The sequence below is a fragment of the Mesorhizobium sp. DxT genome (assembly GCF_058448885.1).
The window spans coordinates 1-24,451 of record NZ_JBZFLJ010000019.1; the positions used below are offsets into that span (position 1 = coordinate 1).

General features: G+C 58.8%; 24 protein-coding genes and 1 pseudogene. 11 read left to right on the forward strand and 14 right to left on the reverse strand.

Annotated elements, in window-relative coordinates; all coding sequences use genetic code 11:
* Positions 1 to 361: YMGG-like glycine zipper-containing protein (locus ACVJNE_RS23565; protein WP_499569174.1), on the forward strand; the 361-nt coding region annotated here is incomplete at its 5' end.
* A 391-nt stretch (positions 362 to 752) separates the two neighbouring features.
* Positions 753 to 935 carry a hypothetical protein gene (locus ACVJNE_RS23570; RefSeq protein ID WP_499569175.1) on the forward strand — a complete coding sequence of 61 codons (183 nt, stop codon included), beginning with the start codon at positions 753 to 755 and terminating at the stop codon, positions 933 to 935.
* 506 nt (positions 936 to 1,441) lie between these two features.
* On the opposite strand, the gene ACVJNE_RS23575 is transcribed toward ACVJNE_RS23570, so the two are convergent.
* On the reverse strand, positions 1,442 to 1,978 hold the full coding sequence (locus ACVJNE_RS23575) for a sigma-70 family RNA polymerase sigma factor (RefSeq protein WP_499569176.1): 537 nt from the start codon (positions 1,976 to 1,978) through the stop codon (positions 1,442 to 1,444).
* Between the two features lie 377 nt (positions 1,979 to 2,355).
* On the opposite strand from ACVJNE_RS23575, the gene ACVJNE_RS23580 reads away from it, so the two are divergent.
* On the forward strand, positions 2,356 to 2,616 hold the full coding sequence (locus ACVJNE_RS23580; protein ID WP_499569177.1) for a hypothetical protein: 261 nt from the start codon (positions 2,356 to 2,358) through the stop codon (positions 2,614 to 2,616).
* A 17-nt stretch (positions 2,617 to 2,633) separates the two neighbouring features.
* On the opposite strand, the gene ACVJNE_RS23585 is transcribed toward ACVJNE_RS23580, so the two are convergent.
* Positions 2,634 to 2,873, reverse strand: coding sequence for a hypothetical protein (locus ACVJNE_RS23585; RefSeq protein WP_499569178.1), 240 nt, complete (start codon positions 2,871 to 2,873; stop codon positions 2,634 to 2,636).
* Positions 2,874 to 3,196: 323 nt separating this feature from the next.
* On the opposite strand from ACVJNE_RS23585, the gene ACVJNE_RS23590 reads away from it, so the two are divergent.
* A complete protein-coding gene (locus ACVJNE_RS23590) occupies positions 3,197 to 3,397 on the forward strand; it encodes a hypothetical protein (RefSeq protein ID WP_499569179.1) in 201 nt (66 codons plus the stop codon).
* Here the strand turns inward: ACVJNE_RS23590 and ACVJNE_RS23595 are convergent.
* A complete protein-coding gene (locus tag ACVJNE_RS23595) occupies positions 3,355 to 4,140 on the reverse strand; it encodes an endonuclease/exonuclease/phosphatase family protein (protein ID WP_499569180.1) in 786 nt (261 codons plus the stop codon). The genes ACVJNE_RS23590 and ACVJNE_RS23595 overlap by 43 nt on opposite strands.
* Positions 4,141 to 4,234: 94 nt before the next feature.
* Between ACVJNE_RS23595 and ACVJNE_RS23600 the strand changes: the two genes are divergently transcribed.
* Entirely contained in the window at positions 4,235 to 5,164 is a 930-nt protein-coding gene (locus tag ACVJNE_RS23600; protein ID WP_499569181.1) for a lysylphosphatidylglycerol synthase domain-containing protein, read from the forward strand.
* Here ACVJNE_RS23600 and ACVJNE_RS23605 read toward each other — a convergent pair.
* The 4 genes from ACVJNE_RS23605 to ACVJNE_RS23620 all read right to left on the reverse strand — a co-directional run bounded on the left by ACVJNE_RS23605 (position 5,108) and on the right by ACVJNE_RS23620 (position 10,047).
* Entirely contained in the window at positions 5,108 to 6,550 is a 1,443-nt protein-coding gene (locus ACVJNE_RS23605) for a phospholipase D-like domain-containing protein (protein WP_499569182.1), read from the reverse strand. The genes ACVJNE_RS23600 and ACVJNE_RS23605 overlap by 57 nt on opposite strands.
* A 425-nt stretch (positions 6,551 to 6,975) precedes the next feature.
* Complete coding sequence (locus tag ACVJNE_RS23610) at positions 6,976 to 8,391, reverse strand: alpha,alpha-trehalose-phosphate synthase (UDP-forming) (protein ID WP_368804974.1); 1,416 nt, start codon at positions 8,389 to 8,391, stop codon at positions 6,976 to 6,978.
* Between the two features lie 455 nt (positions 8,392 to 8,846).
* Complete coding sequence (locus tag ACVJNE_RS23615) at positions 8,847 to 9,377, reverse strand: sigma-70 family RNA polymerase sigma factor (protein WP_368804975.1); 531 nt, start codon at positions 9,375 to 9,377, stop codon at positions 8,847 to 8,849.
* 82 nt (positions 9,378 to 9,459) lie between these two features.
* Positions 9,460 to 10,047: a hypothetical protein gene (locus ACVJNE_RS23620; RefSeq protein WP_444727712.1), complete on the reverse strand. Its 588-nt coding sequence runs from the start codon at positions 10,045 to 10,047 to the stop codon at positions 9,460 to 9,462.
* Between the two features lie 507 nt (positions 10,048 to 10,554).
* On the opposite strand from ACVJNE_RS23620, the pseudogene ACVJNE_RS23625 reads away from it, so the two are divergent.
* Positions 10,555 to 10,737, forward strand: a pseudogene (locus ACVJNE_RS23625) (hypothetical protein); the annotation flags it as partial.
* A 1,462-nt stretch (positions 10,738 to 12,199) separates the two neighbouring features.
* Complete coding sequence (locus ACVJNE_RS23630) at positions 12,200 to 12,355, forward strand: hypothetical protein (protein ID WP_499569183.1); 156 nt, start codon at positions 12,200 to 12,202, stop codon at positions 12,353 to 12,355.
* 258 nt (positions 12,356 to 12,613) lie between these two features.
* Here ACVJNE_RS23630 and ACVJNE_RS23635 read toward each other — a convergent pair whose 3' ends face one another.
* The 3 genes from ACVJNE_RS23635 to ACVJNE_RS23645 all read right to left on the reverse strand — a co-directional run bounded on the left by ACVJNE_RS23635 (position 12,614) and on the right by ACVJNE_RS23645 (position 15,827).
* Positions 12,614 to 14,587 (reverse strand): protein-L-isoaspartate(D-aspartate) O-methyltransferase, encoded by a 1,974-nt coding sequence (locus ACVJNE_RS23635; protein ID WP_499569184.1) that lies wholly within the window; start codon positions 14,585 to 14,587, stop codon positions 12,614 to 12,616.
* Positions 14,588 to 14,607: 20 nt separating this feature from the next.
* Positions 14,608 to 14,796 (reverse strand): DUF3008 family protein, encoded by a 189-nt coding sequence (locus ACVJNE_RS23640; protein ID WP_499569185.1) that lies wholly within the window; start codon positions 14,794 to 14,796, stop codon positions 14,608 to 14,610.
* Between the two features lie 137 nt (positions 14,797 to 14,933).
* Complete coding sequence (locus tag ACVJNE_RS23645; RefSeq protein ID WP_499569186.1) at positions 14,934 to 15,827, reverse strand: DMT family transporter; 894 nt, start codon at positions 15,825 to 15,827, stop codon at positions 14,934 to 14,936.
* A 96-nt stretch (positions 15,828 to 15,923) separates the two neighbouring features.
* On the opposite strand from ACVJNE_RS23645, the gene ACVJNE_RS23650 reads away from it, so the two are divergent.
* Positions 15,924 to 16,430, forward strand: a complete 507-nt coding sequence (locus ACVJNE_RS23650) for a superoxide dismutase family protein (protein WP_368804980.1) — start codon at positions 15,924 to 15,926, stop codon at positions 16,428 to 16,430.
* A 50-nt stretch (positions 16,431 to 16,480) separates the two neighbouring features.
* Here the strand turns inward: ACVJNE_RS23650 and ACVJNE_RS23655 are convergent, their stop codons facing one another.
* Together ACVJNE_RS23655 and ACVJNE_RS23660 are read right to left on the reverse strand one after the other, a co-directional pair.
* Positions 16,481 to 16,927 (reverse strand): CBS domain-containing protein, encoded by a 447-nt coding sequence (locus ACVJNE_RS23655; protein ID WP_499569187.1) that lies wholly within the window; start codon positions 16,925 to 16,927, stop codon positions 16,481 to 16,483.
* A 380-nt stretch (positions 16,928 to 17,307) separates the two neighbouring features.
* On the reverse strand, positions 17,308 to 18,333 hold the full coding sequence (locus ACVJNE_RS23660; protein WP_499569188.1) for an AI-2E family transporter: 1,026 nt from the start codon (positions 18,331 to 18,333) through the stop codon (positions 17,308 to 17,310).
* A 267-nt stretch (positions 18,334 to 18,600) separates the two neighbouring features.
* On the opposite strand from ACVJNE_RS23660, the gene ACVJNE_RS23665 reads away from it, so the two are divergent.
* Complete coding sequence (locus ACVJNE_RS23665) at positions 18,601 to 19,476, forward strand: Crp/Fnr family transcriptional regulator (protein WP_499569189.1); 876 nt, start codon at positions 18,601 to 18,603, stop codon at positions 19,474 to 19,476.
* Here the strand turns inward: ACVJNE_RS23665 and ACVJNE_RS23670 are convergent.
* Positions 19,463 to 20,227 carry a Crp/Fnr family transcriptional regulator gene (locus ACVJNE_RS23670; protein WP_368804984.1) on the reverse strand — a complete coding sequence of 255 codons (765 nt, stop codon included), beginning with the start codon at positions 20,225 to 20,227 and terminating at the stop codon, positions 19,463 to 19,465. The genes ACVJNE_RS23665 and ACVJNE_RS23670 overlap by 14 nt on opposite strands.
* Before the next feature lie 66 nt (positions 20,228 to 20,293).
* Positions 20,294 to 21,817, reverse strand: coding sequence for a sensor histidine kinase (locus ACVJNE_RS23675; RefSeq protein WP_499569190.1), 1,524 nt, complete (start codon positions 21,815 to 21,817; stop codon positions 20,294 to 20,296).
* Between the two features lie 716 nt (positions 21,818 to 22,533).
* Between ACVJNE_RS23675 and ACVJNE_RS23680 the strand changes: the two genes are divergently transcribed.
* Together ACVJNE_RS23680 and ACVJNE_RS23685 are read left to right on the forward strand one after the other, a co-directional pair.
* On the forward strand, positions 22,534 to 23,559 hold the full coding sequence (locus ACVJNE_RS23680; protein WP_499569191.1) for a sodium:calcium antiporter: 1,026 nt from the start codon (positions 22,534 to 22,536) through the stop codon (positions 23,557 to 23,559).
* Between the two features lie 195 nt (positions 23,560 to 23,754).
* On the forward strand, positions 23,755 to 24,147 hold the full coding sequence (locus ACVJNE_RS23685; RefSeq protein ID WP_499569192.1) for a hypothetical protein: 393 nt from the start codon (positions 23,755 to 23,757) through the stop codon (positions 24,145 to 24,147).
* The last annotated feature ends 304 nt before the right edge of the window (positions 24,148 to 24,451 follow it).

The following is a 24,451-nucleotide window of genomic DNA, read 5'->3' on the forward strand; positions in this document are numbered from 1 at the left end:
CGCCGAAAAATCCGCAACTCTCCGCGACAAGCTGAGCGGCCGAACTGGGGAATTTTACTTCGGCACTTTTGGGGGAAATTCGCGCGGCATTGACAAACAGGAGGAAACAATGAAGTTTCTAATCATTCCACTATGCACCCTGCTGATCGTCGGCGGCTGTACAGCAACGGAACGCGGAGCCACGGTCGGTGGGCTAGGTGGCGCCGCTGTAGGCGCTGCAGCAACTGGCAATGTTGAGGGTGCAGCCATTGGCGGTGCAGTAGGCGCAGCGGCTGGCGCCCTCATCGGTCGCGCAAGCGAACCGGGCGACTGCATCTATCGCGCCCGTGATGGAAGCCGGTACATAGCACCGTGCCCCTAACATTTCACCGGATGACGCCGGGGTTGCCTGTTAAGCGGCTCCGGCGGTCGCTTCCGCAACCAAGCGTGCCTATCTGCTGTCACCGTACTTTTTCCTGCCGGCGAGATAGGCTATGGCCGCGCCGCAGATTGCTCCCAGGGCGAGCCCAAACAGAAGCCCGACGCCCAAGCTGCCGAAAACGGCGCGCCAAGCGCAAACGCTGCCAGAAAGCCCGAACAGGCACCGAGAACAAGGCGGGTGGGGGATGAGGTGATCATATGTGTAGGACGCCATCAATTGTGTGCTGTGCTGACGCGTGTGGTCGAGCAACAGGCAGGAAAGCCGATTGTTCCGGCGAGGCGGAACAATGGCTCCAGCCGTGTGTTTGGCAGGGAAAAGAGGAGTTCGAGCGATGCAAGAAGTCAAACAAGGCAACGACTGGCTTACGTCGGACAGCGATGAAGCACGTGCTATCCGGTTTTTGGCTGAACAGACCGACGTCTCGCCGAAGCAGGCAAAAGAGATCGTGAGCGAACACGGCTATAATCGTGAAAAGCTGCTGCAGGTGGCTCACACGCTCAAAGCCGAGGGTTGAATCGAACTGCGGCGAGCCGCTAGCGAGTGGTCGCCGTAGTTCTCGTTCTTGATCTCGCTAGAAGAGCCACCAGGCTCCGTTGCCGGCAGGCGGACGCCGAAGTGTCGTGGGCGTGTCGGGTCGCGTTTGAGCGCTATGCGCAGCTTCTTCCTCCAAAGCCGCCGCAAGCATTCTTTTGGCCCGCGCAAGCACCTGCTTTCGACTATGGCTGCGGCCACCGTCTGGATGCAGTCTCTGCAAGGAGGGCTCCGCAGCTCCCGCTCGTGGTGAAATCGGCTGCCGGGGTGCGGTATCGGTCACGTCTCGAGTTCGGTTCTGGGCCATTTCTGTCTCGCTCCTCGTATGGATTTGCGTTGAAAGTGCGAGCAGAACTTCGTCCCACTATGAAATGTTCCAGGCCACCGGGCTGGCGATATGACCAAGCTTGCCCCGTGGTATCGTGGGCGCTCGAGCCCCCGATTCGCTCAGGGACGGCCCCCTATGCCGACCACACTGCGGATCGCGCGTTAAGCGCGATCGAAAAGTGCCGAAGCCGACGTCTCGCCCAATTGTGCTACCAGGTTGGCCCGCGAGCGGCTGAGGCGGCTTTTTATGGTCCCAACGTCGCAGCCACACCTTCGTGCCGCGTCCTTATAGCTGGTTCCCTGTATGGCAATCATGACAATGATATCGCGTTGCCGCCTCGGCAGGCGTAACATAGCTCGTCGCGTCTCGGCCGCCTTCAGTGACCATTCCTGGGAAGGCCTCATCGATGGCAACGCCGACGCACAGTCGGCAACCGACGGCGCTTCTCGGTTCGTGATCACCACTCGGTTGTAAAAGGAATTGCGCATGATGGTGAACAACCACGACTTCAGCCGGGTACCTTTTTCAAACTGATGGATTTTTGCGATAGCCTTGGCGAGTGTTTCCTGCACCAGGTCGTCGGCATCGCACGGTTCGCGACAAAAGGTGCGGGCAAAGGCGCGCAACGCAGGGATCAGGGCTGCCACTTCCGCAGGTTCGACAGTCTCTTGAGTTCGTGTGGCGCGAATATGCGGCATGGATCTCTCCCCTTTTCTGATGAACCAATTCACCGAACCTGAGCCCAACCGATATTGTTCCCCCAAGGGCCGAGAAAGTGTGTGACGTCACAAGGCCCGACCTCTCAGGCGAGGGTCCGGCTAAGCTTTGCGCCGGAGAGGCGTAACGGCGCTCGCCATTTGCCGCGCGCGAGCGCTAGTCTGGCCCGGACGGCCGTTGGGGCGTCAACCAACCGCAGCTCCAAGCAGCTTTTCCCCTTCTTCGCACGATCATCGATCGAATGATGACCACGTGGTCGAGTGGATCGGGAGGCTGCCGATCACCGCCCGACGGAATTATTCGAGGAACATCCCTGCGGGATTCTTGTTCGGCGGCCAACGAAACATAGGAGCATCCGATGAGTGAAGCCGAAACCACCACCGACCATTCCCGCATTCGCAAGTGGATCGACGACCGCGATGGAAGGCCTGCAAAGGTCTCCGCAGGTGGGACGGGGGGAATTCTTCGCATCGATTTTGGCGAACCCGATGAAGGATTGACACAGATCGCCTGGGAAGAGTTTTTTGAAATATTCGAGAAAAACCAACTGGCGTTTCTTCATCAGGATCGCACGGCCGATGGGCAAATAAGCCGCTTCAGCAAGTTCATCGACCGGTAATTGGATGGATCACACCATCAATCTCGTCGGGCACCCTTATTCATGTCGGTCCGAGCCCGTTCATCCTTGTCGAGCTTGTCGAAGCTCTCGTCCATATCGTCCGCTTGTCCACGCTCGTCGGGTTGGGACTGTCGTTCATTACGAACGCTTTTCTGATCGTCGCCCTGCAAGCTATTGCGTCCCATCCGCTCGTTATCGATCGTTGCATCCGTCGTTTCCTGCTCACGTGTGCGATCGCGCTGTTTGTTGTCCTGCATCTGACTTCTCCTTTTCATACCCAACCACGTAGAGCCGGACGTGTTCCGTACAGTGCCAATTGAAGGCAACGCCGGCTTCAGGAGGCTTCCGGGTGCAGCCCCAAAAAACCTGCGAAATGAGTCAGATGACTTGCAGCAGCCATCACGCATTTACGAGGACGGCTTCCGACGTTTGGCACAACCAGCAACCATGAGCGATCTCCTCCTTCGCGGAAGATGAGTTTGCGCCAAGCGCGGCAGTCAGGAACAATTTCGGTAGGAGGAGGTTGGCTGAACACGCAGCCTCAACAAGCTGGAATTCTCAAAAAGGAGGCGGAAATCCCATGAGAAACAAACGCGAAGCATATTCTCTTATGATCGCCGCCATCATCCTGGTGGTCGTTCTTGTTGGCTTTCTTTACTTCGACAGCGATGCGCCCATCACCGGCGACATCGCCCCGGAACGACACGAGATGGAAACGGATGCGCCTCACGAGGTGGATCAAACTCCTCCCAGTGCAACAGGCACGATTGACGAACCTTGAGATGCATCGACGTCCACGTGAGCCAAAAGTGGCAGGTGATCGGAAGCGGTCCGAAATGGCGGACGCTGGGGTACGTCTTGCGAAACGATCCTGGGGCCGTTGCGGGTCATCACATGGTCGAGTTTCAGCAGAGCAAATCGAGAGGGGAAGGTCGGCGCTCCCTTCGATGGTGCGCTGTGAAAATCCCGCGCAAGCGTTCGATAGGCCATCGACCAAGGTACAGCGTTAAAGTCGCCCAGTAGGATTGTGGGCTTGTTGCGCAAATCTGGAGAGTTCAGCCATTGGGGGCCAAGAAGAGCGGAAACCTGCATCGCGCGTTCCCGTCGGCGCAAACCAAGATGCGTGGTGATGATTTCCACGTTGGTGCCCGGTAATGCGACCGAGGCCCACAATGCTCCCCGTGGCTCGCCTAAGGAAGGCAGCGGAGCAGCTTGCACGCGACGCAACGGCCACGCCGACAGAATCGCATTACCGTATTCGCCACCTTGAATCTGATGGACAGCGTGGAAGTGGAAATCCATGCGCATATGGGAAGCGATTGCCCGCGCTTGATCCAATCCACCACTTCTGCTTCGACCCGAATCGAGTTCCTGCAAAGCTGCAACGTCGACACGCAATGCGGTCAGGACTTCGGCGATCCGCGACGGATCCACGCGACCGTCAGTCCCACGACATCCGTGAACATTGTAGGTCGCGACACGAATACGCCCATGCGACCTTTCCCGTCTCTCCGAAGGAACCATACTCGAGGGAACACCGGACCTCTCCGTTCGTTCCAGCAATGTGTCTTCATCGACTTTGATACGTCCTCGCTATCTGCTGCGCATCCTCATTGGCGTGGCGGTTCTCGTCGCGGCCATTCTCATTGCCCGGGCGCTGACCCGTTACGGCCTGACCCAGATCACCTCGGCCTGGCAAAGCATCGGGATCGGCCGTTTCGGATATGCTGCAGCGTACGCCGCGCTGTCCTACGTGCTGCTGACCGGCTTCGACTATCTGGGTCTTCATTACGCGAAACGTCCACTCTCATACCCGCGGGCAGCCATTGCGTCTTTCGTCAGCCTGTCGATCGGACACAACATTGGCGTGGCCGCGCTCAGCAGCGGCGCGGTGAGGTATCGCTTCTATAGCCGCTGGGGATTGAATGCCGAGGAGGTGGCGAAAGTCGTCGCTTTCTCCGGCGCGACAGTGGGATTGGGACTGGCTACCCTGGGTGGACTGGCCCTGGTCTTCGTTCCCGCCGATGCAGCTGACTTCGTCGGCGTGAGTTCGGGTTCGATTGTTCTCCTCGGCTGCCTTTGTCTGCTCGTTCCCGTCGCCTATTGCCTCGCGGCGACCTTTGTGAGGCGTCGCTTGACTATCTGGAAATGGAGTTTCGCCTTTCCATCCCTGCGGCTCGCATGCGGCCAGCTATTGCTGGGAACGGTCAATTTCGCCTGCGTTGCGGCCTGTCTCCATCAGCTGATGCTTGGTGTGAGCGAACTGGCCTACGCAAAGGTCGCCGCCGTTTATGTGATAGCCAATGTGAGCGGCCTCATCAGCCATGTCCCCGGTGGACTGGGTGTCTTGGAGGCAACCGCACATTATCTGCTTCAAGGCGCGGGCTCATTGCCCGCCCTTATCGCATTCCGCCTCGTCTACTTTCTGGTGCCACTCATCCTCGGGCTGAGCATGTTTGCTGCCAGCGAGATCGCAGCGCGCTGGAGAGGATCAACTCTTGCCGAAAATTCGACGCAGAAGCCAACCGAACGGTCTGAACGGTCTTGAAGGGTCAAAAAGCTTGGTCCCAAGGATAGGTGCTCCCCCGTCGTTAAGTTCATCATACGTGCGAAGCGAACCGGTTATAGCCGCGAAGTGGTCGACGGTGCCTACGAGCGTTTTGCACTCTTTCAATGCTTGACCGAGTTCAACGCGATCAGTTTCCAGATGTTCGGCCAGAAGCCCATCACGAAAGGCGGCTATCGCGCGTCGGTGCTCATCGTTCTCAGCGAAGACCACGACGTCGCACTCGGTGTCGAGTCCTTCGGAGCGGTTATTGAGGTTTGATGAGCCGATACGCACGGCGTTGTCGTCAACCACGATAACCTTGGAATGAACGAGAACCTCCTTGTTCGCATTTCCATCGTCGGATTTCATCCGATATACGACGCGCAGGCGGGGGCCGTTTGCGCCACCAAGCCAACGCAGAATGCGGTTGCGCTGATGCGCCATCACATACTGCTCAACGATCCCCCTGGAACTCTTCGTCACCAGAATGACGACTTCCGGCCCAAAGGGTTCGTCGAGCCGATCTTTGATCGCGCGGGCGACGCGCCAGGAGGCGAGATATTGCGTTTCGATGTAGAGTGACTTGCGGGCCGACCGGATCAGCTGCAGCGTCAGCCTTACCGCCTCTCGCCTGCCGCGGCGCAGGAAGATTCCGCCTTGGGTCCGGGCAATCGCAACCTTGCAGTCAACGAGAGCGACCGGAAGCTGCTTCGGCCATGTCCCCCGGTCGATCGTCTCAGCCGGAGCCTTGCCACTGTTCTCACCGGCGGCCACCCAGCGCGACTCGGCAATTTCGGCCAGCGCCCGGGCAGCGTCGCCTGAAACGGCGATCTGAACATCGTGTACCGGGCCGTAGCGTTCACCTCCAGGCGTCCTGCGCAAATCGGCTGTAACGTGATGCTCTCTGGTGTCCCAGCGTCCGGCGGTCAGGTCTATCCCACCGGAGAACGCCATCGATCGATCGATCACGACGATTTTCTGATGGTGGGAAGCGCGTAGCGGATGTCTGATGTCGAATTTCAGCGAAATCCGGGGGTGATCCGCCCACGGATGGTGGACATAAAGCTCGCCCGATCTGCTGGAATAGATGGGCCCCATCGCCCAAATCAGAATTTGTACGTGAAGTTCCTCATTCTGTTCCACGAGCCGGCGAAGTAAGGTTCCCAGTGTCGGTTCGGCTTCCAAATCCGGCCGCAACTTGATGGCTGGATCAAAGTCCCATCCTATGATCCACACAATGCGCCTGGCCGTGAGGAGCGAGGTGCGCAGTGCGCCGAAATAGGCGGCCGCGTCAACGAGAAAGGCTACCTGATCAGCTCTTTCGAGCCTGGGGCGCCGGCCATCCAGCCGCTCCAAAATTTGCGGTATTGAAACACTCTTGTTCATGCCCACCTCTGAGGCCGAAAATGGATTGTCGGCCGAAAGCCATAAGCGTCGCCGACAACTAACCGGACCTCGGCGGCGAGCCGCTATGAGACAATGAGCGCCCCAAGTCCCTACCGTGTTTCCCCGGCTCGATGCCTCGCCCTGCGCGATCGGGCGGCCGTAGCTGATCGATCATCCTCGCTACTGGCGATTTCATCCGGTCGAACGAGATCGCCGAGGCCGCCTGCTCCAACCTGCGCGGTCGAGATCTCGCTGGCATCGTGAATAACGGTGGGGTGCCCAGGCGTGGGCTGGCGTCGCTTCGGTACAGTGGTATCGCGCTCATCTGGCGGGGTCATCTTAGCGCTGGCCTGCCGATCCCCCTTGCGTCCGGATTTGTCCTTCGTGTCCATCTTGAGGCTCCCTCGCCTAGATCTGGTCACACATCACTTGGCGCGAAACGCAGCAACCTGGTCGGCTGTTCCAGCTTCTTGATTACCGTCCGGACGCTCGAGAACCTCCAGGAAGCTCTCAAGCCATGCTGTCGCATTCTGCCGCATGACCTTCTCCAACAGTTCCTCATGACGTCGTCGTCGCTCGGCAAGTGGCATCTCGAGCGCCTGATGCAGTCGCCGTGACATCTCGTCGACGTCATAAGGGTTGACAAGGAGAGCCGCATCCAGCTCCTCAGCAGCTCCGGCGAACCGGGAAAGAACCAGAACTCCGGGATCTTCCACGTCTTGCGCTGCGACATATTCCTTGGCGACAAGATTCATGCCGTCACGCAGTGGTGTAACGAACCCCACGTCGCTTGCCCTAAGAAGTGGCGCCAGCTTCTCCCGGGATACAGGGCGGTGAATGTAGCGTATCGGCGTCCAGTTGAACTCCGCAAAGCGACCGTTGATCGAACCGGCTAAAGCCTCGAGTTCGAGTCGGATTTCGGCATACGCGTCCACATCTTCGCGAGTGGGTGGAGCGATCTGCAGGAAGGATACCACCCTTTCGTACTCAGGGTGCTGCACGAGCAGACGGCCGTAGGCCCGGAGCCGCTCTGGAAGCCCCTTTGAGTAATCGAGCCGATCCACCCCAATGATCTGACGCTGCCCCAGAAGCTTGCGACGCATTAGATCGATGGCGACATCGTCCGGCTCTTCACGGGCCATGGCCGCGAACCCCACGGGATCGATGCCGATCGGAAACCGCTCGACCCTGACTTGGCGACTACCATGACGATAGGCGCCACCTATCTCTTCAAGCCCCATATGCTCCTCAAGGTAGCGCGTGAGATTCCCGACATCGGTCGAAGTTTGCAGGCCGACCAAGTCAAATTCCAAAAGCCACTCAACCATCTCTCGGTGATTGGAAGTGGCGGCCAGCATGTCGGGAGGAGGAAACGGAATATGCAGGAAAAAGCCTATCCGGTTTCTGCAGCCCAGTTCGCGCAGGCGGGCCGCAAGCGGCATCAGGTGATAATCCTGCACCCAGACGAGGTCGTCCTCTTCGAGGTATGGAACGAGTTCGGTTGCGAAACGCCGATTTACAGCTGCGTATGTATCAAGGAAGTTTGGTCGGTGATCGACGAGGTCGAGCCGATAGTGAAAGAGCGGCCATAGTACACTATTGGCATAGCCAAGGTAGTATTCCTCTACCTCGCGTCGTGATAGCGGGAGTGAAACGGCGGCAACTCTGCCGATTGTCTCAGCCACCGCGGGCGCGGCTTCCTCCTTCGTTTCACCGCTCCAGCCAAACCAGATTCCACCGCGTTCGCGCATGGCATCTGCAAGCGCCACCGCAAGCCCTCCGGTTTGCGACTTTTTGCGGAGATCGGCGACGCGGTTTGAAACTATCACAACTCTAGGCATGGCAAACGATCCGCTATGAAGGTCCTAATGAGCGATGCGCCGGGACGTCAGTGCTGCGGCTCTCGGGCGGCGACGCAAAGGTAGCTGGTTGATGGAAACCGATGGCGGCCGGCCTATCGGCCGGCCGCCCGGATGCGGGGGGAAAGCATCCGTGGAGATGGACGGGGGCTGAGTCTTGGGAGAGTAAATGTCCATCGCGTCTCCAACTGCCTCCGCAGCACTATGTTCCCCGATCGAAGGAATTATTCGCGCCCGAAGCCATCGCAGGTCATGGCCGTCGCTGCGCCGACCAGACAATTATCGGTAACACCGGCCGACCTTCCCGGGCGCTCAATCCCCTATTGCCCCGTAAATGCGACGATAGACAACTCTTGGTGCCTAGCGGAAAACGAGTTCGCCAGGCAGCGCCACAGCTTCGGCAAGAGTTGATGTGAATGAGGAGTCGGTTGCAGCTTTCAAGAGGAAATTAGGGACTGCCTCTCCAGCGTTTTTACCGAACCTTCAGCCGATGACTCGCCAAGTTCCCGAAGAAGACGTTCCCGCGCTCGGAAAAGACGACTTTTGATTGTTCCCATCGCACAGCCACAAATTCCGACCGCGTCCTCGTAACTGGTCCCGAGCACACCAATCAGAACCAGAACTTCGCGCTGCTCGGGTGGCAGACGGTCAATAGCCTCGGCAATCTCAATACCGCGGACCGACCATTCTTGCGTCGGCTCAAGGCCCGGCCTTGAGGAAATGCAGTCGTCGATCCCCGGCGCCTCCCGGCGGCGCAACTTCACTTCCGAATAGAACGTATTGCGCATAATCGTGAAAAGCCACGACTTCATGTTGGTGCCGGGCTGGAACTGATGAATGCTCTTGAGCGCCTTAACCAGGGTCTCCTGGACCAAATCGTCCGCTGCGTCGCGGTCACGCAGGAATGTTCTGGCGAACGCACGCAGAGCCGGTATCAACGCGACAATCTGCTGCTGCTCCGATTTCACTTCTTCACCAAACGGGTCAAATCTCTGCCGCCCGATTGCTAACGAGACTCGGCAGCTATGGTTCCCCCCGGGACGTAGCGTGTCAGAGCTCTCCAGATATCAATCGCATGAGGCGCATCCTCTGCCAGCGCGATCTGATCTGCCGGGCGACGATGGCATCGGAATTCAGGCTGCTACCAGATATCGTAAAGTCCCGCTCAGCGGCCACCAACGTTTCTTCCGACGTGTAGGTCGCTATCACCGTCAATGTGAACGCCGAGGGCTGTTCTTTGCCGTTCGTAGCTCGCTTCAGGAGTTCAGCGTAGCTGCCGATGTCTATCATTTCACCGCTGGCCAGCGGCCCTTGTAGGTATAATTGACGAGGATCCGACTTTGTCGTCTGCTCCGCCTCCAACTCGCTCAATGACGAGATATACTGGCGCTCCCCGTCGCGAACGGACACCATGATGGCTTCGAGATAGATCGCTTCGACACTCATGTTCGTGATGATGCAACGGGCTCCTATCGTGCGTGCGCCTCCTCTCGTAATGAGAATCTTCGGGCGCAGCCGGTGGCGATACCCACTCAAGAGAAGCTGGAAATAGAACAGCCAGACAAGCAGCGTCATGAGGCCCGCCAACGCGTTCACAGCTCCGTGGTTCTCAGAAAGCCATTGCCAGAATCCGCTCATCTCGGCGCCTCACTCATGCTGTCGGGCTGAAGAACAAGCAGGCGGTTGAAATGTTCTGCCGTCGGACGAATGCACTTCGCCCTGCGGTTTCTTAACGGCGACAACGGCGTGGCGATTTCGTGGCGGGCGAGAGACCCGACAGTCGCCGAACGCACCTGTCCAGCGCGCCCGCTGGCATCCGGAACACCGCGACGAGCACGCCGCGTTTTCTGTCTGGGGCGCTTGAGGCTATCTCCGGGGAGAACAATGAGGCAGCGCCCGCCATCCTGCCCAAACTCTTCATGCTCGCCCAAACCGTTCCCAATCACGGCATCGACGGCAGCTGCCGCAAGGAGAGTGTAGAGGTCGCAGCGGAGAGCCTGCTTGGGGGCGGCATGCGGGCTGCGCCAGCGCTTGTCGCGGTAGAGGGGGGCGTCGGGCCTCCGCCCGCAACTGCGGCTAATCGCCGGGACATGGAACACATCACATTCCAGTCAGTTGAATCATTTTCAATGTGAGGATGGTTCAATGGCAAACACACCACCGCGTGAAGGAAAGCCCGGCACCACCGAGCAGTCGCCTCGTTGGGAAGGGCCGGAAGAAAATCGACCTCGGGGCTATCTGCCGGCAGAAGACGATCCAGCTTCTGACCGGGATGCTGCGGGCGAAAACTTGAATGATCCAGATCGCAGCACACTCGGCGATTTTGGAACAAAGGAGCCGCGGCAGCCGGGAAAGCTTCCACCCTTTGACGATCCCGCCCATAGCAACAAGCCTGCCGGTTCACCAGTTCAGAAGGATGCTCCGGTATCATCGCCGCCTCCAAAGGACACCGAATACGCTGGTCATCCGGAATTCTCACAAGACGCGGCCGCAAACAGACCGCCCGAGGGTATCGGGAACAGCGAAGCGGTCCACGACACCGATGAGCACACTCGCCATTCGGAGGGCGTCAACCCGAAGCATCCAACGTAGCAGCAAACGTCCGGGGCCGGTCCAGCTCCCGCTGGGCACACCAAAGACGCATAGTGGCGCCCGCTGTTACAGAAAACCCGCCTGATCGCTTGGGCGGGTTCTGGGCACGATTTCCGCCATTAGTGACTGCATGGCATATCCCCCCAGCGGCCTTCTACGATTATCGCGTAATTTTCCCGTTCGTGTTCGCGCGCTCTGTGAACGACACCCGGCACTGCGTTCCGTTTCCCGGCGGTGCATGCCTCACATCTTGGCGGGGTCTTCACGGCCGCTGGCGCGCAGCACATCGGCTGCGTGTTCTTCTCCCGTTTCGTGCAGAACAACCCGCTCTAGCTCGCCCTTCCCCGCACGTCCTGCAGATCAGGTCATAGTCCCGGCGGGCGAGCATCAGACGACACCGATCGAGTTCCTGGGCCGCCGTGAGGCACGTACCACCTCCCGGTAGTGCCGGTGTGCCGGGCGTGTGTGGGCGTTGTGGTGAAGCCTGCGTTACAGCAAAGGCTTATCCTTGCCGAGCCGATGCTCCGGCTGGCCGCCTAGGTGCTGCTGTCAACGGTCCCACATACGCGTCTATTGCGCTCTGCAAGAGCTTCCTGCAGTTCCTTGGCCAGGACCAAGAGCCGTTCAGGCACCGGTTCACTTTCAATGGAAGCCAGCAATTCCCGTATCGCATTGTCAGGATCTTCAAACCTGCCACGGATTTCTTCCGGCCGCGGCGAACTGGGTTTCATGAGCTCTCATTCCTATCATTTGATAGACCCTTCACCCTCTTATCGGTTGCTTGGGCGTGGATTTCAAGCCAAGCTGAACAACACAAGATGTTCATTTGACCCCCTGAATTTGGTGCTCCTGCGCGCGTGGAGGATGTGGCGCCACCGTATGCCCCAGCGGTATTTTGCCACCCATCCAAGCAACGGCCACAGAAGCTGTCTTGCAACACGGTTCGCCTAATCTCTGGTAGCCCGTCAAAGAGCCGCCCAAAGCGTTCCGTGCGGTCTTCGTCCAGTTGCTCCGGGGCTGCTTCGGTTCCGAGCGCCCCTTGATCGAAACTGAGTTGGCCTTGTAGTCGCCAGTGACTTTCAGAAGTCTGCTTCGGGCTCCATACCGGCTGGGCACAGCCCTCGCTAACCCCACCGGCATCCCACCAATCGTGCGTACCGTCTGAGGTCGGCCGTTTTTCAAAGCGTGACAGGAATCCATGATAGACATCATCTTGCGGGAAGAAGAAGAGCTTAACGTCGTCAAAATCAGCGAAAAGCTCGTTCTTGCCCGAGGCAATCACGGCGGCCGAAAAGGTAAGCGGTCACTGTGCCGCGTTGCGGTCGAACGTTCCGGATATCCATTGGTTCGTTAGCCACTGGCTTGTCCTCCTAAAAGGTTGCGAGGTTCGCTGCGTGTTGCGGTGGCGCGTCATTTTCGTCGGGATTGGGAAGCGGTTGCTCGTCAGGTAAACGTCTTGGCTCAGGCTCGCGGATCGGGGGGCGTGGACCGGGCTCAGGCGGCCGAGGGGGCAACCGGGAAGGATCAGGCCGCGGTGGTGGCATCGTAAGCATGGTAAAGGCTCCTTGCTACGGTCAACCTCAAGGGCGTCGTGCGGTTCCCAGCCCGCGCTTCACATTCCAGAGGGGAACGTATCTGCTGGTTCCTCGGCCTGAGCCCTTTCGTCGAGTGGCTCAAGCGCCGTTGTCTTGTCCAGCCACACATAAGCGTCGTACTGCCCCGGCGCTGAGGCATCGAGGTAGTGGCTCTGCCGCTCTGTGTGAGGTCGATAGATCACTCCAACGAACCGCTGAGGCATGACTTTTGCAAGTTGCTCGGCGACGGTGTTGCTGGACGTGAAATCTATCAGTCCGCAAGCCGGCGCTGCCTGATGACATAACCGCTCCCAACTATCCTGGGCCGAAGGCCGCATCGATATCCTTTGGACGGGTTCGTCCCAACCATTTGCTGCCGCAACAGTTCCTTCGTGTGTTCCAAACCCGATCAGTGCGACCTCCTGACCAAAGTGCTCACGGCAGAGCTGCCCGAGACTCAGTTGATTGCGGGCGCGACCCATCTCAGTCTCGCGAGCATCGCCGACGTGCGAATTATGAGCCCAGACCACAACCTTGCGATGACCATCCTGCGCCAGGATGCCACGAAGCGTTTCGAACATGTGCCCGTCGCGCAAGTTCCACGATTCAGTGCCCCCGTAATACATCGTCCTGTAATATTGCTCGGCCGATGCAACGAGCCGCGCACTTTGAGCCGCATCCAGAAAGCTCTCACCGTCGCCAGCTGCGAAAGCCATTCGCCTGGTCAGTAGTTCGCGGCACTGGGAGACGACTTCATCCTCGCAGCTTCTGTAGCCCGCTGTCACCGCCGCCCGTGCATAGGCGGCAGGGTCGTGTTGCCAGGGGGTGATGCACCCGTATCGCTCGCGGGCAATGGATGCTGCGTGCGGATCAACCCTGTCCAGGTGCGCCAGGACGCTCGCGATCGCGCCAGTCACGTTATACAAGTCCAGGCCGTAGAAGCCGGTCTGAGCTTCGCCCTCGCGGCGAGATCTGTTGTGATCACCTAGCCAACTCAGGAACGCCGCCATTTCCTTGTTGCGCCACATCCATTGCGGAAAACGCGAGAACGGCGGCTCCTCTGCGGGCAATGGTTCGATGCCACGAAGAACTCGGTTAATCGCGGCCGCATCCGGCCAGTCGGCTTCCACAGCCAGTGCGGTAAATCCGTGTCTTTCGATGAGACGACGAGTGATGGCCGCCCGTGCACGATAAAATTCCGACGTTCCATGCGTCGATTCGCCAAGCAAAATCATCCGCCGGTCGCCAAAGCGATCGAACGGCACGGCGAAGCCTTCAGCATCGATAGGCTGCAGTGTCTCGGTTATGCTTTCCAACGTGCTATCTCTGGCGTCGGACCTTTTGCCTCGTCGCGCCTCAGCTTGGTCCGGCCAGCCCTGCTCCCCCACCAGCGGTACGAACATGACATTGCCTAGATCCTCCTCCTCATAGCGTCCCGCGCCCAGGCGCACGACCCGCAACAGCCGCTGGGCGCCCTGCTCGCCAACAGGTACGATGAGCCTTCCGCCGATTTCGAGCTGTTCCACCAGAGCGTGCGGGATGTCAGGTCCGCCTGCCGAGACGATGATCGCGTCGAATGGAGCATCTTCCGGCTTGCCTCGAGTGCCATCGCCGAGGCAAACCTCGACATTGGATATGTTCGCGTCGGCCAGATTTTTTCGTGCGACCTCGACAAGTGATTGATGTCGGTCGATTGCGATGACGCGACTGGCGATGCTCCCCAGGACGGCAGCTGCATAACCGGATCCGACGCCAACCTCCAAAACCTTGGCACCGGGCTCGACTTCGGCAGCTTCGATCATCAAGGCAACGATGAAGGGTTGAGAGATAGTCTGTTCTTCTCCGATCGGCAGCGCCGTGTCCTCATAGGCCAAAGCGCGGTGAGACGTGGGCACGAAATGCTCGCGTCCCACAGTGCCCATCGCCCTCAACACGGCGTTGTCCTCGATGCCGCGACGGATGAGCTGGGTCTGGATCATCCTGCGGCGTGCCTCGGCAAAGTCCGGCGCCATAGTGTTTCTCTCACCGCCTGTCAGGAGTCGGACTTGTGATCCGGCTTTCCCTTTCTCTTCGTCGAAGCCATGTCTTCAAGTTCGCTCTTCGACATGGATTGGGCCATTTCCTTCGAAGCGCCCTTGAGCTCACTCTTCTTCTTGTCTCCGCGCTTTGCGGCTAGCGCAGCGCCAGCAGCCATCTGCTGTGATTTCGATTTTGCGGGCATTTTTCGGCTCCTTGCCTCTGTGACACAGACGCCGAACTGCGTGCCGGCGCCAATGTTCCCACCAGCCCGCAGACGCAGGCATCTCATGAACCTTTGTCCGGCACCGCAGTAGGACTTATGTCGCTCGCCAGCGCAGGTTATGAGGGCTGAGCCAACCGCCCATGCTCCCAGGAGACCAGCAACACGCCAATGAAAACGGTAGCGAAACCGACCAGGTGAAGGAGCCTGAATGGTTCATCCAGAAGGAAGTAGGAAAGCACGAGGGCAGATGCAGGCATAACGCCCATGAACGCAGCCGCTACGGAACCCTGGGCGCGCGCAATACCCGAGTACCAGAGCCAGCTCCCCAGCGCGAGCGTGCCGACGCCATACCAAACAAGCGCGAGCCATGCGCGAGCGTTGACCGCTGACACGTCGAAATCCTGGAGCTGCCAAAGGGCAAGCACGGCAAATAGCGGTACCGAGAGCGCTGCAGAAAGACCCGCGGCTGCAATCGGGGGAACCGTTTCACTCACCTTCTTGCCCACCAGCGTATAGACAACCTCACAGCAGACCGCGCCGAACACCAGTAATGGTCCCAGCATATTGAAAGAGACATCTCCGTCAGGGTCGCTCTGATCGATCTGCAGAACCAAGACACCTGCTACGGCCAGGGCGATTGCAAGCAGTTTGCGCCATGTCGGCTTTTCGCGCAGCACGATCATGGATGCCAAGGCAGTTACAGCAGGTGTAGTGCTCATGACTGTCGCGCCGACAACCCCGGTCACCATGCGCATTCCAAACAGCATGAACGCGGTGAAGCCGAACATGCCGAAAATCGAAATCGCGCCGATCGCTAACCAGTCTCGCCAAGCGATCTCTTTCAGCTGCGTGCTGCGCAGTGCAAACGGCAACAGCACGGCCGCCCCCAGCAATACACGCAGGCCACCCCCTACGAAGATCGGCATGGCGTCGGTGACAATTTTGCTGATCGGCGTCGCTGAGCCGAACGCTGCCATACCCAGTGCGAGCCTCGTTCGTGTCGCCGTCATCTTCGACCTCGTCGGCTACCATTCGACATTGTTCGAGGAACATCGCTGCGCGCCAGCGGTTTCGGCCACTCGATGCCAAAACGAATGGAGATTATGATGAAAGCTTCGATCTTGGCTGGCGCCCTTGTGCTGATAGGCCAAACCGGCCTTCACGCGCAGGAAGGTGGCGCATCCACCGCGACATTCTCGAATACGCGAGGCGAATCGATCGGAGAGGCAAAACTCACCGCCGTTCCCTCGGGCGTGCTTATCGAGTTGGACGTGGACGGCCTCACACCCGAAAGCTGGGTCTCGTTCCACATACACGAAACCGGTGAGTGTGACCCCTCTTCCGATTTCGAAACAGCTGGAGGCCACTTTAACCCGACGAGCGCCGACCACGGACTGCTTGTGGAGGGTGGACCTCACGCAGGAGACATGCCGAACCAGTATGTCGGTAGCACAGGGATGCTCAAGTCGGCCGTCTTCAATTCGATGGTGAACCTCGAAGGTGATGCTGGGATTACCGGCAAATCGCTTGTAATTCACGGCGGACAAGACGACTACAAAACCCAACCCTCGGGCGATGCGGGACCCCGTATTGCGTGTGCTGTTATAGAATAGATGGAGGAGCTGCCGGCCTGGCCGGCAGCTCTTTCCATGACCGGGACGCATCACGACGAGCTGGTAGACTGGACGTGATCCCCACCCGGCCTTGCAACGCCGGCTAAGGCCGCGCCGACGGAACCTTCGCTACCGTCAACACGGGCAAGGTCGCCGAGTGAAAGTATCCCAACCAGTCTCTTGTCCTGATCGACGACAGGGATGCGACGAATCTGTTGATCTGCCAGATTCCGGCAAACGTCTTCAGCTTCCTCGTCTTCGTAGCAGTAGCAAATCCCTGTCGACATGATTTCTTCGACCTTTGTATCCGGCCCTCGACTAGTGCCAACGGCCCGAATGGCGATGTCGCGGTCCGTCAGCATCCCGACGAGGCGATCACTCTGGCCAACAGGCAGTGAACCGGCATCGATGTGAGACATCATCACTGCCGCGTCCCGTATGGTGTCTTGCGGCGATACGATCGTCACGTCTCGCGTCATGGCTTCCCGTATCTTCATGCTTGTATCTCCTCTGATAGCCCCATCCTGGAACCCAACCGAGAGAAGCGGCCTGTGTTCCGAACCGGAATTCGGTGACATGCCGGGACCATCCGGCGGCTTCGGAAAAACCCTTGGAATCGAACGCCGGGGGCTCTCGTCGCTTCGGTGCAACCCGATGAACCGCGAGCATGGCGGGTCCGTCCCGCTTTCCTCGGCGGCCTGTCAAAAAGCCAATTCCTTCCCGGTCGAACCCGACTGACCACCGCATCGTGAGAACAGGGCGATCGGTCGGAACGATCACGGTTATATGCGAGCTCGGCCGCGAGCGTTCCACCATTCAATCCAACAAGCGGCTTTTGCCGGATCGTAGCGAAATGTTCAAAGAGGCTTCTGGCGCATCATGGCGTGCGGTCGAGATTGGCAACCCATACCTCGCGCACCAGAACCATCAGCGCCACCGCTAGCGGTGTGGCTAGCAAGATTCCGAGCCAGCCGAACAAGATACCCGCAGCGAGGATGGCAAACAGCGTCAACGCGGGCGGCAGGCTCACAGACTGCTGCTGGATCACAGGCGTGATAAGATTGCCTTCCAGCTGTTGGATGGCGAGATAGAGTATGGCGACATAGGCCGCCACGTGGGGACCTTGACCCAGACCCAACGCCACCGCCGGTACTGCTGCCAGAATTGGCCCGAAGAACGGGATGAACTCCAGCAGCCCGGCAATGACCGCGAGTGCGAGTGCAGAGGGGACCCCGATCAGCGCCAGACCGATATAGGTCAAGCCTGCCACAACCAACATCGCCAAAGACTGGCCAATAAGCCAGTATCGGAGGCTGCCGCCGATGTCTGCCAGCGTATTCTCAACCGCTGGCCGCTTGCTTTGCGGAAATAGCTTCACAATGCCGCGCACATAGAGATCGGGCTGTAGCGCCAGATAAAATCCGGCAACGATCACCAGGACAAGATTGGCGAGAAAACCGAACGCCGCGGAGGACAACCCGGCGATGCGGCTCATCACCGAGGTCTGGGAGAGCATTGTTTCAAGCTGATCGCCCAGCCATTCTTCGACACTGCCAATATTGAGAACGTCCTCTATCGGCTTCAAGAGTTCCGGCAGCTGCTCCCACAGTTCCATCATCTGCGTGCGCAACTGCGAGCCCAAGAGCCAGAAAAAGCCAATCGCAATGAGCAGCGTCATGAGACAGGAAAGGCCGAAAGCAATTCCAAGAGGCAGGCGGGAGAGGTGTGCGATGAATTGTGAGACGCTGACAAGAAGACAAGCGAACAGCGTCGCTGCAAAAACCAGCAACAGAAGGTCCCGAAGATACCAGCCGGCGACCAGTAGAACTCCAAATACTGCTACGCCTGTGGCTCGCCGGATGAAGCGCGTACTGTGCGCAACGGGATCGCAATTTGTGCTCATTGCCTGGAAGCGGCGAGGTCGGCCGAATGAACAGCCGTCCGCCTATTCTTGTTGTGATTGGGTACCTGACCACATCGCGGTCCGGAGGAAACGCGCGGTGCCCACATCAGATCGCCGTCAACGTCGATCACCGCCAGACACAACGGTCGTCGAATATCTCGGATCCGGAGCTGTTTGCTGCCAACATTCGGTTTCTGCTGCACAATGATGTGTCCCGTCCACGTTCTGCCTCGCATCAATCTCCACTCCAACCAGTGGATCGGTCCAATGTTCCAGTTTTCGATTCCACGTTGGCGACTATCAAATGCAAAAGCGGAGGCGCCGCGAAATAGCTATTGCGTCTTCGCTCTCGGCCGTCGCCCGAGCGGAAACATGATTCGTCCATTCGCCAGGTGCCGGTTGCCAACTGCGCTATTAGCAAAATTCAGGGCCAGAAATGCTGCGGGGTTGGCGGTTGCCGATCTGATCAAGCAGCTGTTTTCTCGGGAGCGCTCTTTTGCAGCCGGAACGGATCTCGCCCGGCAATTCAGTCAGCCGGCAAACTGCGCGCTCCTCACCGAAGGAGTAGCGGCGCAATATCGGATCCTCTCCAACGGGCGGCGGCAGATCACGTCGATCCTTGTCCCCGGCGACTTCGTCAACCTTCACTCGATGATTGTAGGCCAAGAGCCCTACAGCGTGCTCGCGCTGGATATGTGCCGCGTTCTTGTGGCCGAGGCGGAGCAGTTTCGATCGGCCCTGTCTAACTCGACCGAACTGGGCCGGATCTTATGGATGGAAACTCTGACTGAGGCGGCCATTCAACGCGAATCCATTGTCTCCATGGGTCGCAGAACGGCTCTGGGCCATCTCGCACATTTCATTTGCGAGCTCCACGAGCGCGTGTCCATGGTCGGGAAAGCGGCCGGCAATAGCTTCCAGTTGCCGCTCACGCAATCCGACCTTGCTGACGCGCTCGGCCTTTCGGTCGTTCACGTGAACCGATTGCTGAAAACGATGAGAAGTGACGGCCTCCTTTCCTGGTCGAACTCGGTTGTTTCAATCCTGAACGAGTACAAGCTTCGCGAAATTGCCGAGTTCGACCCTAGCTACCTTGGATTTCGGCAAGTGCGTCAGGCGGGCGTTAGCTTCAGCGAGGCCTGACCGTCAGGTTGAGATACGAGGGATCGAACTCTCCCAATCGTCTCAGTTCCGGCCAATCGAGTATGGTGACGTCGAGAGCGCGCCAGGAAATCAGATTCCGGCGCCTCATTTCCTGAAGTGTTCTGTTGATATGCACAGGCGACAGCCCCATGGCGTCGCCTAGCTGTTGCTGCGTCATGGGCAACTGGAAGCGGCCGCCGTCTGACAAGCCGACGGCCAGTAGGCGTGTCCGTATCTCGCAAAGGAAATGCGCCATCTGTCCCACAGAGGAAAGACGTCCCTTCGCGGCGATCCAGCGTCGGTGGATTGCCGCGTCCACCAATGTCAACAGCCAGAGCAATCGGCTGAGATGTGGATGTTCTTCCGTTATCGCTTTGAGAGCAGCATGGGGCACGTAGGCCACGGTACAATCGCCCAGAGCCATTACGCTATGGTCCATCCGCCCCAGGAGGAAACCATGGAGGTCGACGAAGTCGCCCGCCATATGGACCGCCGATATCTGGACGCCGCCATCACGCATGGTGTGCGTTCGAACCGAATAGCCGCTCACCATGAGACAGCTTTCGCCAGGCTCCTGCCCCTCACGCACGATATCTTCGCCGCTCTTCAGAGACTGAAATCGTGCAATGCTGCCGGCGATGGCGCCTCTCTCGCGAGGCGATAGTCGATCCCTGTTCTGGAGATTGATCAACAAAGGGGTCAGCCGCTCGTCATGAGCGAGTTCGTCGTTGGTCGGTGGATGCCGGGTCATGATCCTATATGACTAGCCGCGCAGCAACTGGATTTGGCGGAACACTATCATATCAGGGTCAAAAGGCTACGGACCGGACTGCTGTTGCATTGCCACCGGTATCGAAAGCACGAAACGCAAGCCTCCGTTGCCGCTGATCTCGTACCGGCCTCCAAGCTGCTGGGCAAAACGATCTATCAGTTTGAGGCCCAGCCCTGCCTTAACAGCCTGCGGATCGAACCCCACGCCATCGTCTTCTATCGTCAACCGAATCTGGCCGTCATCCCCGATAGTGAGCGAGAAGTTGATCTGTCCGCGGTGTTCTCCGGGAAACGCATGCTTAAGTGAGTTGGAAACCACCTCGGTTACAATCAATCCAACCACCATAGCGCGATCTGCATCGATCTTCGCCGGTTCGAGACCAAGCTCAACCTTGGTATTGGCACCGAAGGCTTGCACCACCTCCCCCACGAGCTCGCGCAGATACATCGAGAGATCTACGGTATCGAGCCGGTCGGACCGGTAGATCTGTTCGTGAACCATCGCCATGGCAGCGACGCGCCTCGAAAGGTCCCGCTTTGCGTCTTCGGGCAGCGGTTGGAGGCGGACAAGAGATGCAACCGTCTGCAGATTGTTCTTCACCCTATGGTGTATCTCGCGCAACAGCATCTTGTTCTGAGCGAGCGACTCCTCTGCCTCCAATCGACGCCGCCTATCCACCACTAGTAGTCTTGAAACCCAGGCAGTCATTGCCAGCAATGCCAAGAACACCGGTACGGCGATCACTGAAATTCGGACAATCCGGCTGTTGAAATCCGCAAGCGCCGCCTCGCGGCCGACAGCAGCAAACGCGATCAGCTCGCTGTTTGAAACACGATGGAAGCCGATGAGTCTCTCGACACCATCCAGTCGCGAGACGCGCCTGTAAGTCCCGGACTCCTGCCTGCCCAATCCTTCTGGAACCACCTGCGAACCAATCGCGGATCCCTCTGCAAGACCAGGATGACGCGCGACTACGAGACCGTCCTTGCGAACAACACTTATCGCGGAATCCGGACCCAGGTCGAGGTTCAGCCACACCTGTGACATGAGACTGGTGGGAACCACGATCACGGCGACCCCAGCGAACTTGCCCGAGCGCAAAAGGCGACGGCCAACAATGAAGCTTCGTTCGCCTGTGATCCGGTCGATGAGCAATTGTGAGATGATCTGCGCTGCGCCGTCTCTGAGCTCCTGAAAATACGGACGGTCGGCAATGTTGATCTCACCTCTGGGCGCAGTGGAGAGAATTTCACGACCATTGCGGTCGAATAATCTGACTTCGACGTTCTGCGGCAGTCCTTCAATTGCGTCATCAAGATCGCCAAGCACGGCGGTTGCGAGCAGTTCCGGGCGGTAACCCAAGGTGTCGTCGATACGACGAAGGGACTGCCTTGACGCCTCGATGAGCCATTGAAAATGCACGGCGACGATTTGGGCTGCTATGCCAGCCTTCTCCTCGCCGCGCCGAATTGAATCGCGATAGCCCTGCGAAACGAACAGAGCCGAACTAGCCAAAACTGAGACGAATAGGCCGGCCGCCAAAACAAAAGCAGCCAGCGGTGTGCGCACCCTCATTCCCTACATCGACCCTTCCTGCGTAGAATCAAACGTAACGCGGGACTGAAGCAGGCGATATGTCAAATGATAGGAGGTCGGCGGTCAAACAGGCAGCTGCTTCGATCGTGCGTGCTCACTCCCCTCGCCGGCTTCGCACATTATTGATTGGCCGGCGCGTATCCTGAGTTTCGCCGCGCCGTGGCTGTCGCGTCTGCCGTCCCACTTCCTCAGCCTGCAATGGAATGTCATAGGGCGGTGGTCTCCCAGGCGCCCACGTCGCCTTCATCAGCGATCCTTTCGCCCCCGCCAGGTCGCGCTGGCAACCCGCTTCGAGGCATCGGCTCCGTCTCAGCGTTTTCCCAGATGCTTCGCGGATCGCGCAACTCCCCCGCCCGCGCTCGTGCGTTGCGCCGTTCGTTGGATATCTCTGGCCTATGCCGGCTCATACCGGATTGCTCGCAACCTTGGCCTTTCTCGTGGGTCATTGTCCTTCTCCTATTTGTTGGCTGTCCACACATGGACGCTTTGTCGGGATCTGCGCCAAAGTGCGGATGGTCTGATGCGCGCAATCGCCGGGGAACACAGCAAAGATCGGTCTGACCAAGGGGCTTATTCGTGAACCCGGCGCCGGTCGCGAACATGTGGCCAAGGAACAGAACCAGGCCCGAGATGTTCCCCGACCGGCTGGTGCGTGATTTTTGTGAACTGCCGGCCGTGTGAGAGGAGCCGTGCCGGAACTTGCAAATCTGTCATTGGTCTGGGTCGTGCCAATCTTCGTCGCGGGTGCAATCGTTGTCGCGATAGCGGGCGCGCGGCTCGCAGGTGTTGCCGACGCACTGGCTGACCGAACCGGCTTGGGTGAAGTCGTTGCTGGAGCTCTTTTCGTCGGGGCCGCCACCTCACTGCCCGGTGCTATCACCTCGGTCTCCACCGCCGCGCAAGGAGCGCCGGAGCTGGCCATAGGCAATGCTTTGGGAGGGCTTACTGCGCAAACCGCCTTTATAGCGATTGCCGACTTGGCCTACCGCCGCGCAAATCTCGAACACGCTGCCGCAAGCGTGACCGGATTAGCGCAAGGTGTGTTGCTGGCAGCTCTGCTGACGATAGTGCTTCTTGCTGAAACATTTCCCGATATCGCCGTCTTCGGTGTGCACCCGGCATCGATGCTCATCGTGCTTGTTTACGGATTTGGTTTGCGGCTCCTCACGAAGATCAAGGACGAGCCCATGTGGAAGCCGGTCCGCACAGAAGAGACACGAGTCGAACTGACCCAACCCGAATCCGGCGCCGGTTCCATGGGAGCACTCTGGCGCGCCTTTTTGTTGCTGGCGGCACTGACGGCGTGTTCAGGCTACGTCATAGGCGAAGCGAGCATGGCAATCGTGGACAGGACCCATCTTTCCGCGACGGCTGTCGGCACAGTCTTTACCGCAGTAGCGAACTCCCTTCCCGAGCTCGTGACCGCTATCGCAGCCGTGCGGATCGGGGCGGTGAGCCTTGCTGTGGGCGACATCATCGGCGGGAATGCGTTCGAAGTGATTTTCCTCAGCCTGGCCGACCTGTCTTATCAGGGCTCCATATACTCTGCATTCTCCCCGGCAAACCGGGCAACTGCGTTGATGGCGTTACTCATGACCACGGTTCTACTTCTCGGCATGCTGCGCAGGGAGCGCCTCGGTATCGCTCGAATTGGATTTGAGAGCGCGGCCGTGTTGCTGCTCTATGCCGTGTCGGTCGTGCTTGTATGGGGCTGAACCCCCTCTAAGGCCGCCGTCAATCGGTCAACCTGACCTCAACCGATCCGCCCCGGGCAGGTCCCAGCGGGAGCCAAATCTCGCAATAGGCCGCGCCATGGCCCCACGCACTTAAAACAGAATTCCGGCAAATCGCCTCTTTTTACCAGGGAACAAGGTGTGCCTCTTGCTGTTCGAGGTCAAACAAGCGCGAGGATGAACGAGATGGCATCGAAGAGTGCTGCAGTTGGCCTCCTGGGATTGGCCCTGACGATGGTGGGGGCCGAGGCTCAGGCGCAGGAACGACAACAAATGGCCCAGAACCCCAAACAGGGCGTCTCGGGACTTGGAAGCGACACCGGAAGCGTGCCCCCGGAATGGGACGCTCAGATCGCAAAAGCATTCTTTCTGGATACCGGTTCCGGCACATTACGGACCGAGGCGGAGGTTCGCGCCAACTGGGCTCAGCTTTCCCCCTCGCAACATGAGGCGGTGCGAGACTACTGCGCAGAAGCCCCCCAGGGCGCAGAAGACGATGGCGGGATGCGAGAACCCAATGTCACGCGCGGTTCACTGATCAGGCTCTGCTCCTGGATCAAGCGCTTCTAGGGCGTTGAAAAATCCGCTGATCAAGAAGCTTAATCATGAAGTCGGGCTTCAATGACAGCGACAGGGTTACCATGCCCATCTTCTCGCGTCTTGCCGCCTTTTCGCAGTTCGATCCGACCCACCTAAGGTTCCGGTCTCAAGTGGGATAGAGGCAATGCCGATCTTTTTCTTCGCAATTGATAATGGCCGCTATTCGACTACTGACCCTAAGAGTCCGTGCCGAAACTGCTCATGAGTGGCGTGCGATGCGTCTGACGAGGATCATGACGGCCGCGGCGTAGAGGAATGCGGTGGCGGATTCGAT

What these genes read in the sequence shown, in the direction of transcription:
- ACVJNE_RS23580 (WP_499569177.1), top strand. Translation starts at nt 2,356, where the DNA reads ATGAGTGAAGCCGAAACCACCACCGACCATTCCCGCATTCGCAAGTGG.
- ACVJNE_RS23590 (WP_499569179.1), top strand. Translation starts at nt 3,197, where the DNA reads ATGAGAAACAAACGCGAAGCATATTCTCTTATGATCGCCGCCATCATC.
- ACVJNE_RS23620 (WP_444727712.1), bottom strand. Translation starts at nt 10,047, where the DNA reads ATGAGCGGATTCTGGCAATGGCTTTCTGAGAACCACGGAGCTGTGAAC.
- ACVJNE_RS23665 (WP_499569189.1), top strand. Translation starts at nt 18,601, where the DNA reads ATGTTCCAGTTTTCGATTCCACGTTGGCGACTATCAAATGCAAAAGCG.
- ACVJNE_RS23650 (WP_368804980.1), top strand. Translation starts at nt 15,924, where the DNA reads ATGAAAGCTTCGATCTTGGCTGGCGCCCTTGTGCTGATAGGCCAAACC.
- ACVJNE_RS23670 (WP_368804984.1), bottom strand. Translation starts at nt 20,227, where the DNA reads ATGACCCGGCATCCACCGACCAACGACGAACTCGCTCATGACGAGCGG.
- ACVJNE_RS23610 (WP_368804974.1), bottom strand. Translation starts at nt 8,391, where the DNA reads ATGCCTAGAGTTGTGATAGTTTCAAACCGCGTCGCCGATCTCCGCAAA.
- ACVJNE_RS23635 (WP_499569184.1), bottom strand. Translation starts at nt 14,587, where the DNA reads ATGGCGCCGGACTTTGCCGAGGCACGCCGCAGGATGATCCAGACCCAG.
- ACVJNE_RS23660 (WP_499569188.1), bottom strand. Translation starts at nt 18,333, where the DNA reads ATGAGCACAAATTGCGATCCCGTTGCGCACAGTACGCGCTTCATCCGG.
- ACVJNE_RS23630 (WP_499569183.1), top strand. Translation starts at nt 12,200, where the DNA reads ATGATAGACATCATCTTGCGGGAAGAAGAAGAGCTTAACGTCGTCAAA.
- ACVJNE_RS23655 (WP_499569187.1), bottom strand. Translation starts at nt 16,927, where the DNA reads ATGAAGATACGGGAAGCCATGACGCGAGACGTGACGATCGTATCGCCG.
- ACVJNE_RS23585 (WP_499569178.1), bottom strand. Translation starts at nt 2,873, where the DNA reads ATGCAGGACAACAAACAGCGCGATCGCACACGTGAGCAGGAAACGACG.
- ACVJNE_RS23595 (WP_499569180.1), bottom strand. Translation starts at nt 4,140, where the DNA reads ATGGTTCCTTCGGAGAGACGGGAAAGGTCGCATGGGCGTATTCGTGTC.
- ACVJNE_RS23570 (WP_499569175.1), top strand. Translation starts at nt 753, where the DNA reads ATGCAAGAAGTCAAACAAGGCAACGACTGGCTTACGTCGGACAGCGAT.
- ACVJNE_RS23685 (WP_499569192.1), top strand. Translation starts at nt 23,755, where the DNA reads ATGAACGAGATGGCATCGAAGAGTGCTGCAGTTGGCCTCCTGGGATTG.
- ACVJNE_RS23645 (WP_499569186.1), bottom strand. Translation starts at nt 15,827, where the DNA reads ATGACGGCGACACGAACGAGGCTCGCACTGGGTATGGCAGCGTTCGGC.
- ACVJNE_RS23575 (WP_499569176.1), bottom strand. Translation starts at nt 1,978, where the DNA reads ATGCCGCATATTCGCGCCACACGAACTCAAGAGACTGTCGAACCTGCG.
- ACVJNE_RS23605 (WP_499569182.1), bottom strand. Translation starts at nt 6,550, where the DNA reads ATGAACAAGAGTGTTTCAATACCGCAAATTTTGGAGCGGCTGGATGGC.
- ACVJNE_RS23640 (WP_499569185.1), bottom strand. Translation starts at nt 14,796, where the DNA reads ATGCCCGCAAAATCGAAATCACAGCAGATGGCTGCTGGCGCTGCGCTA.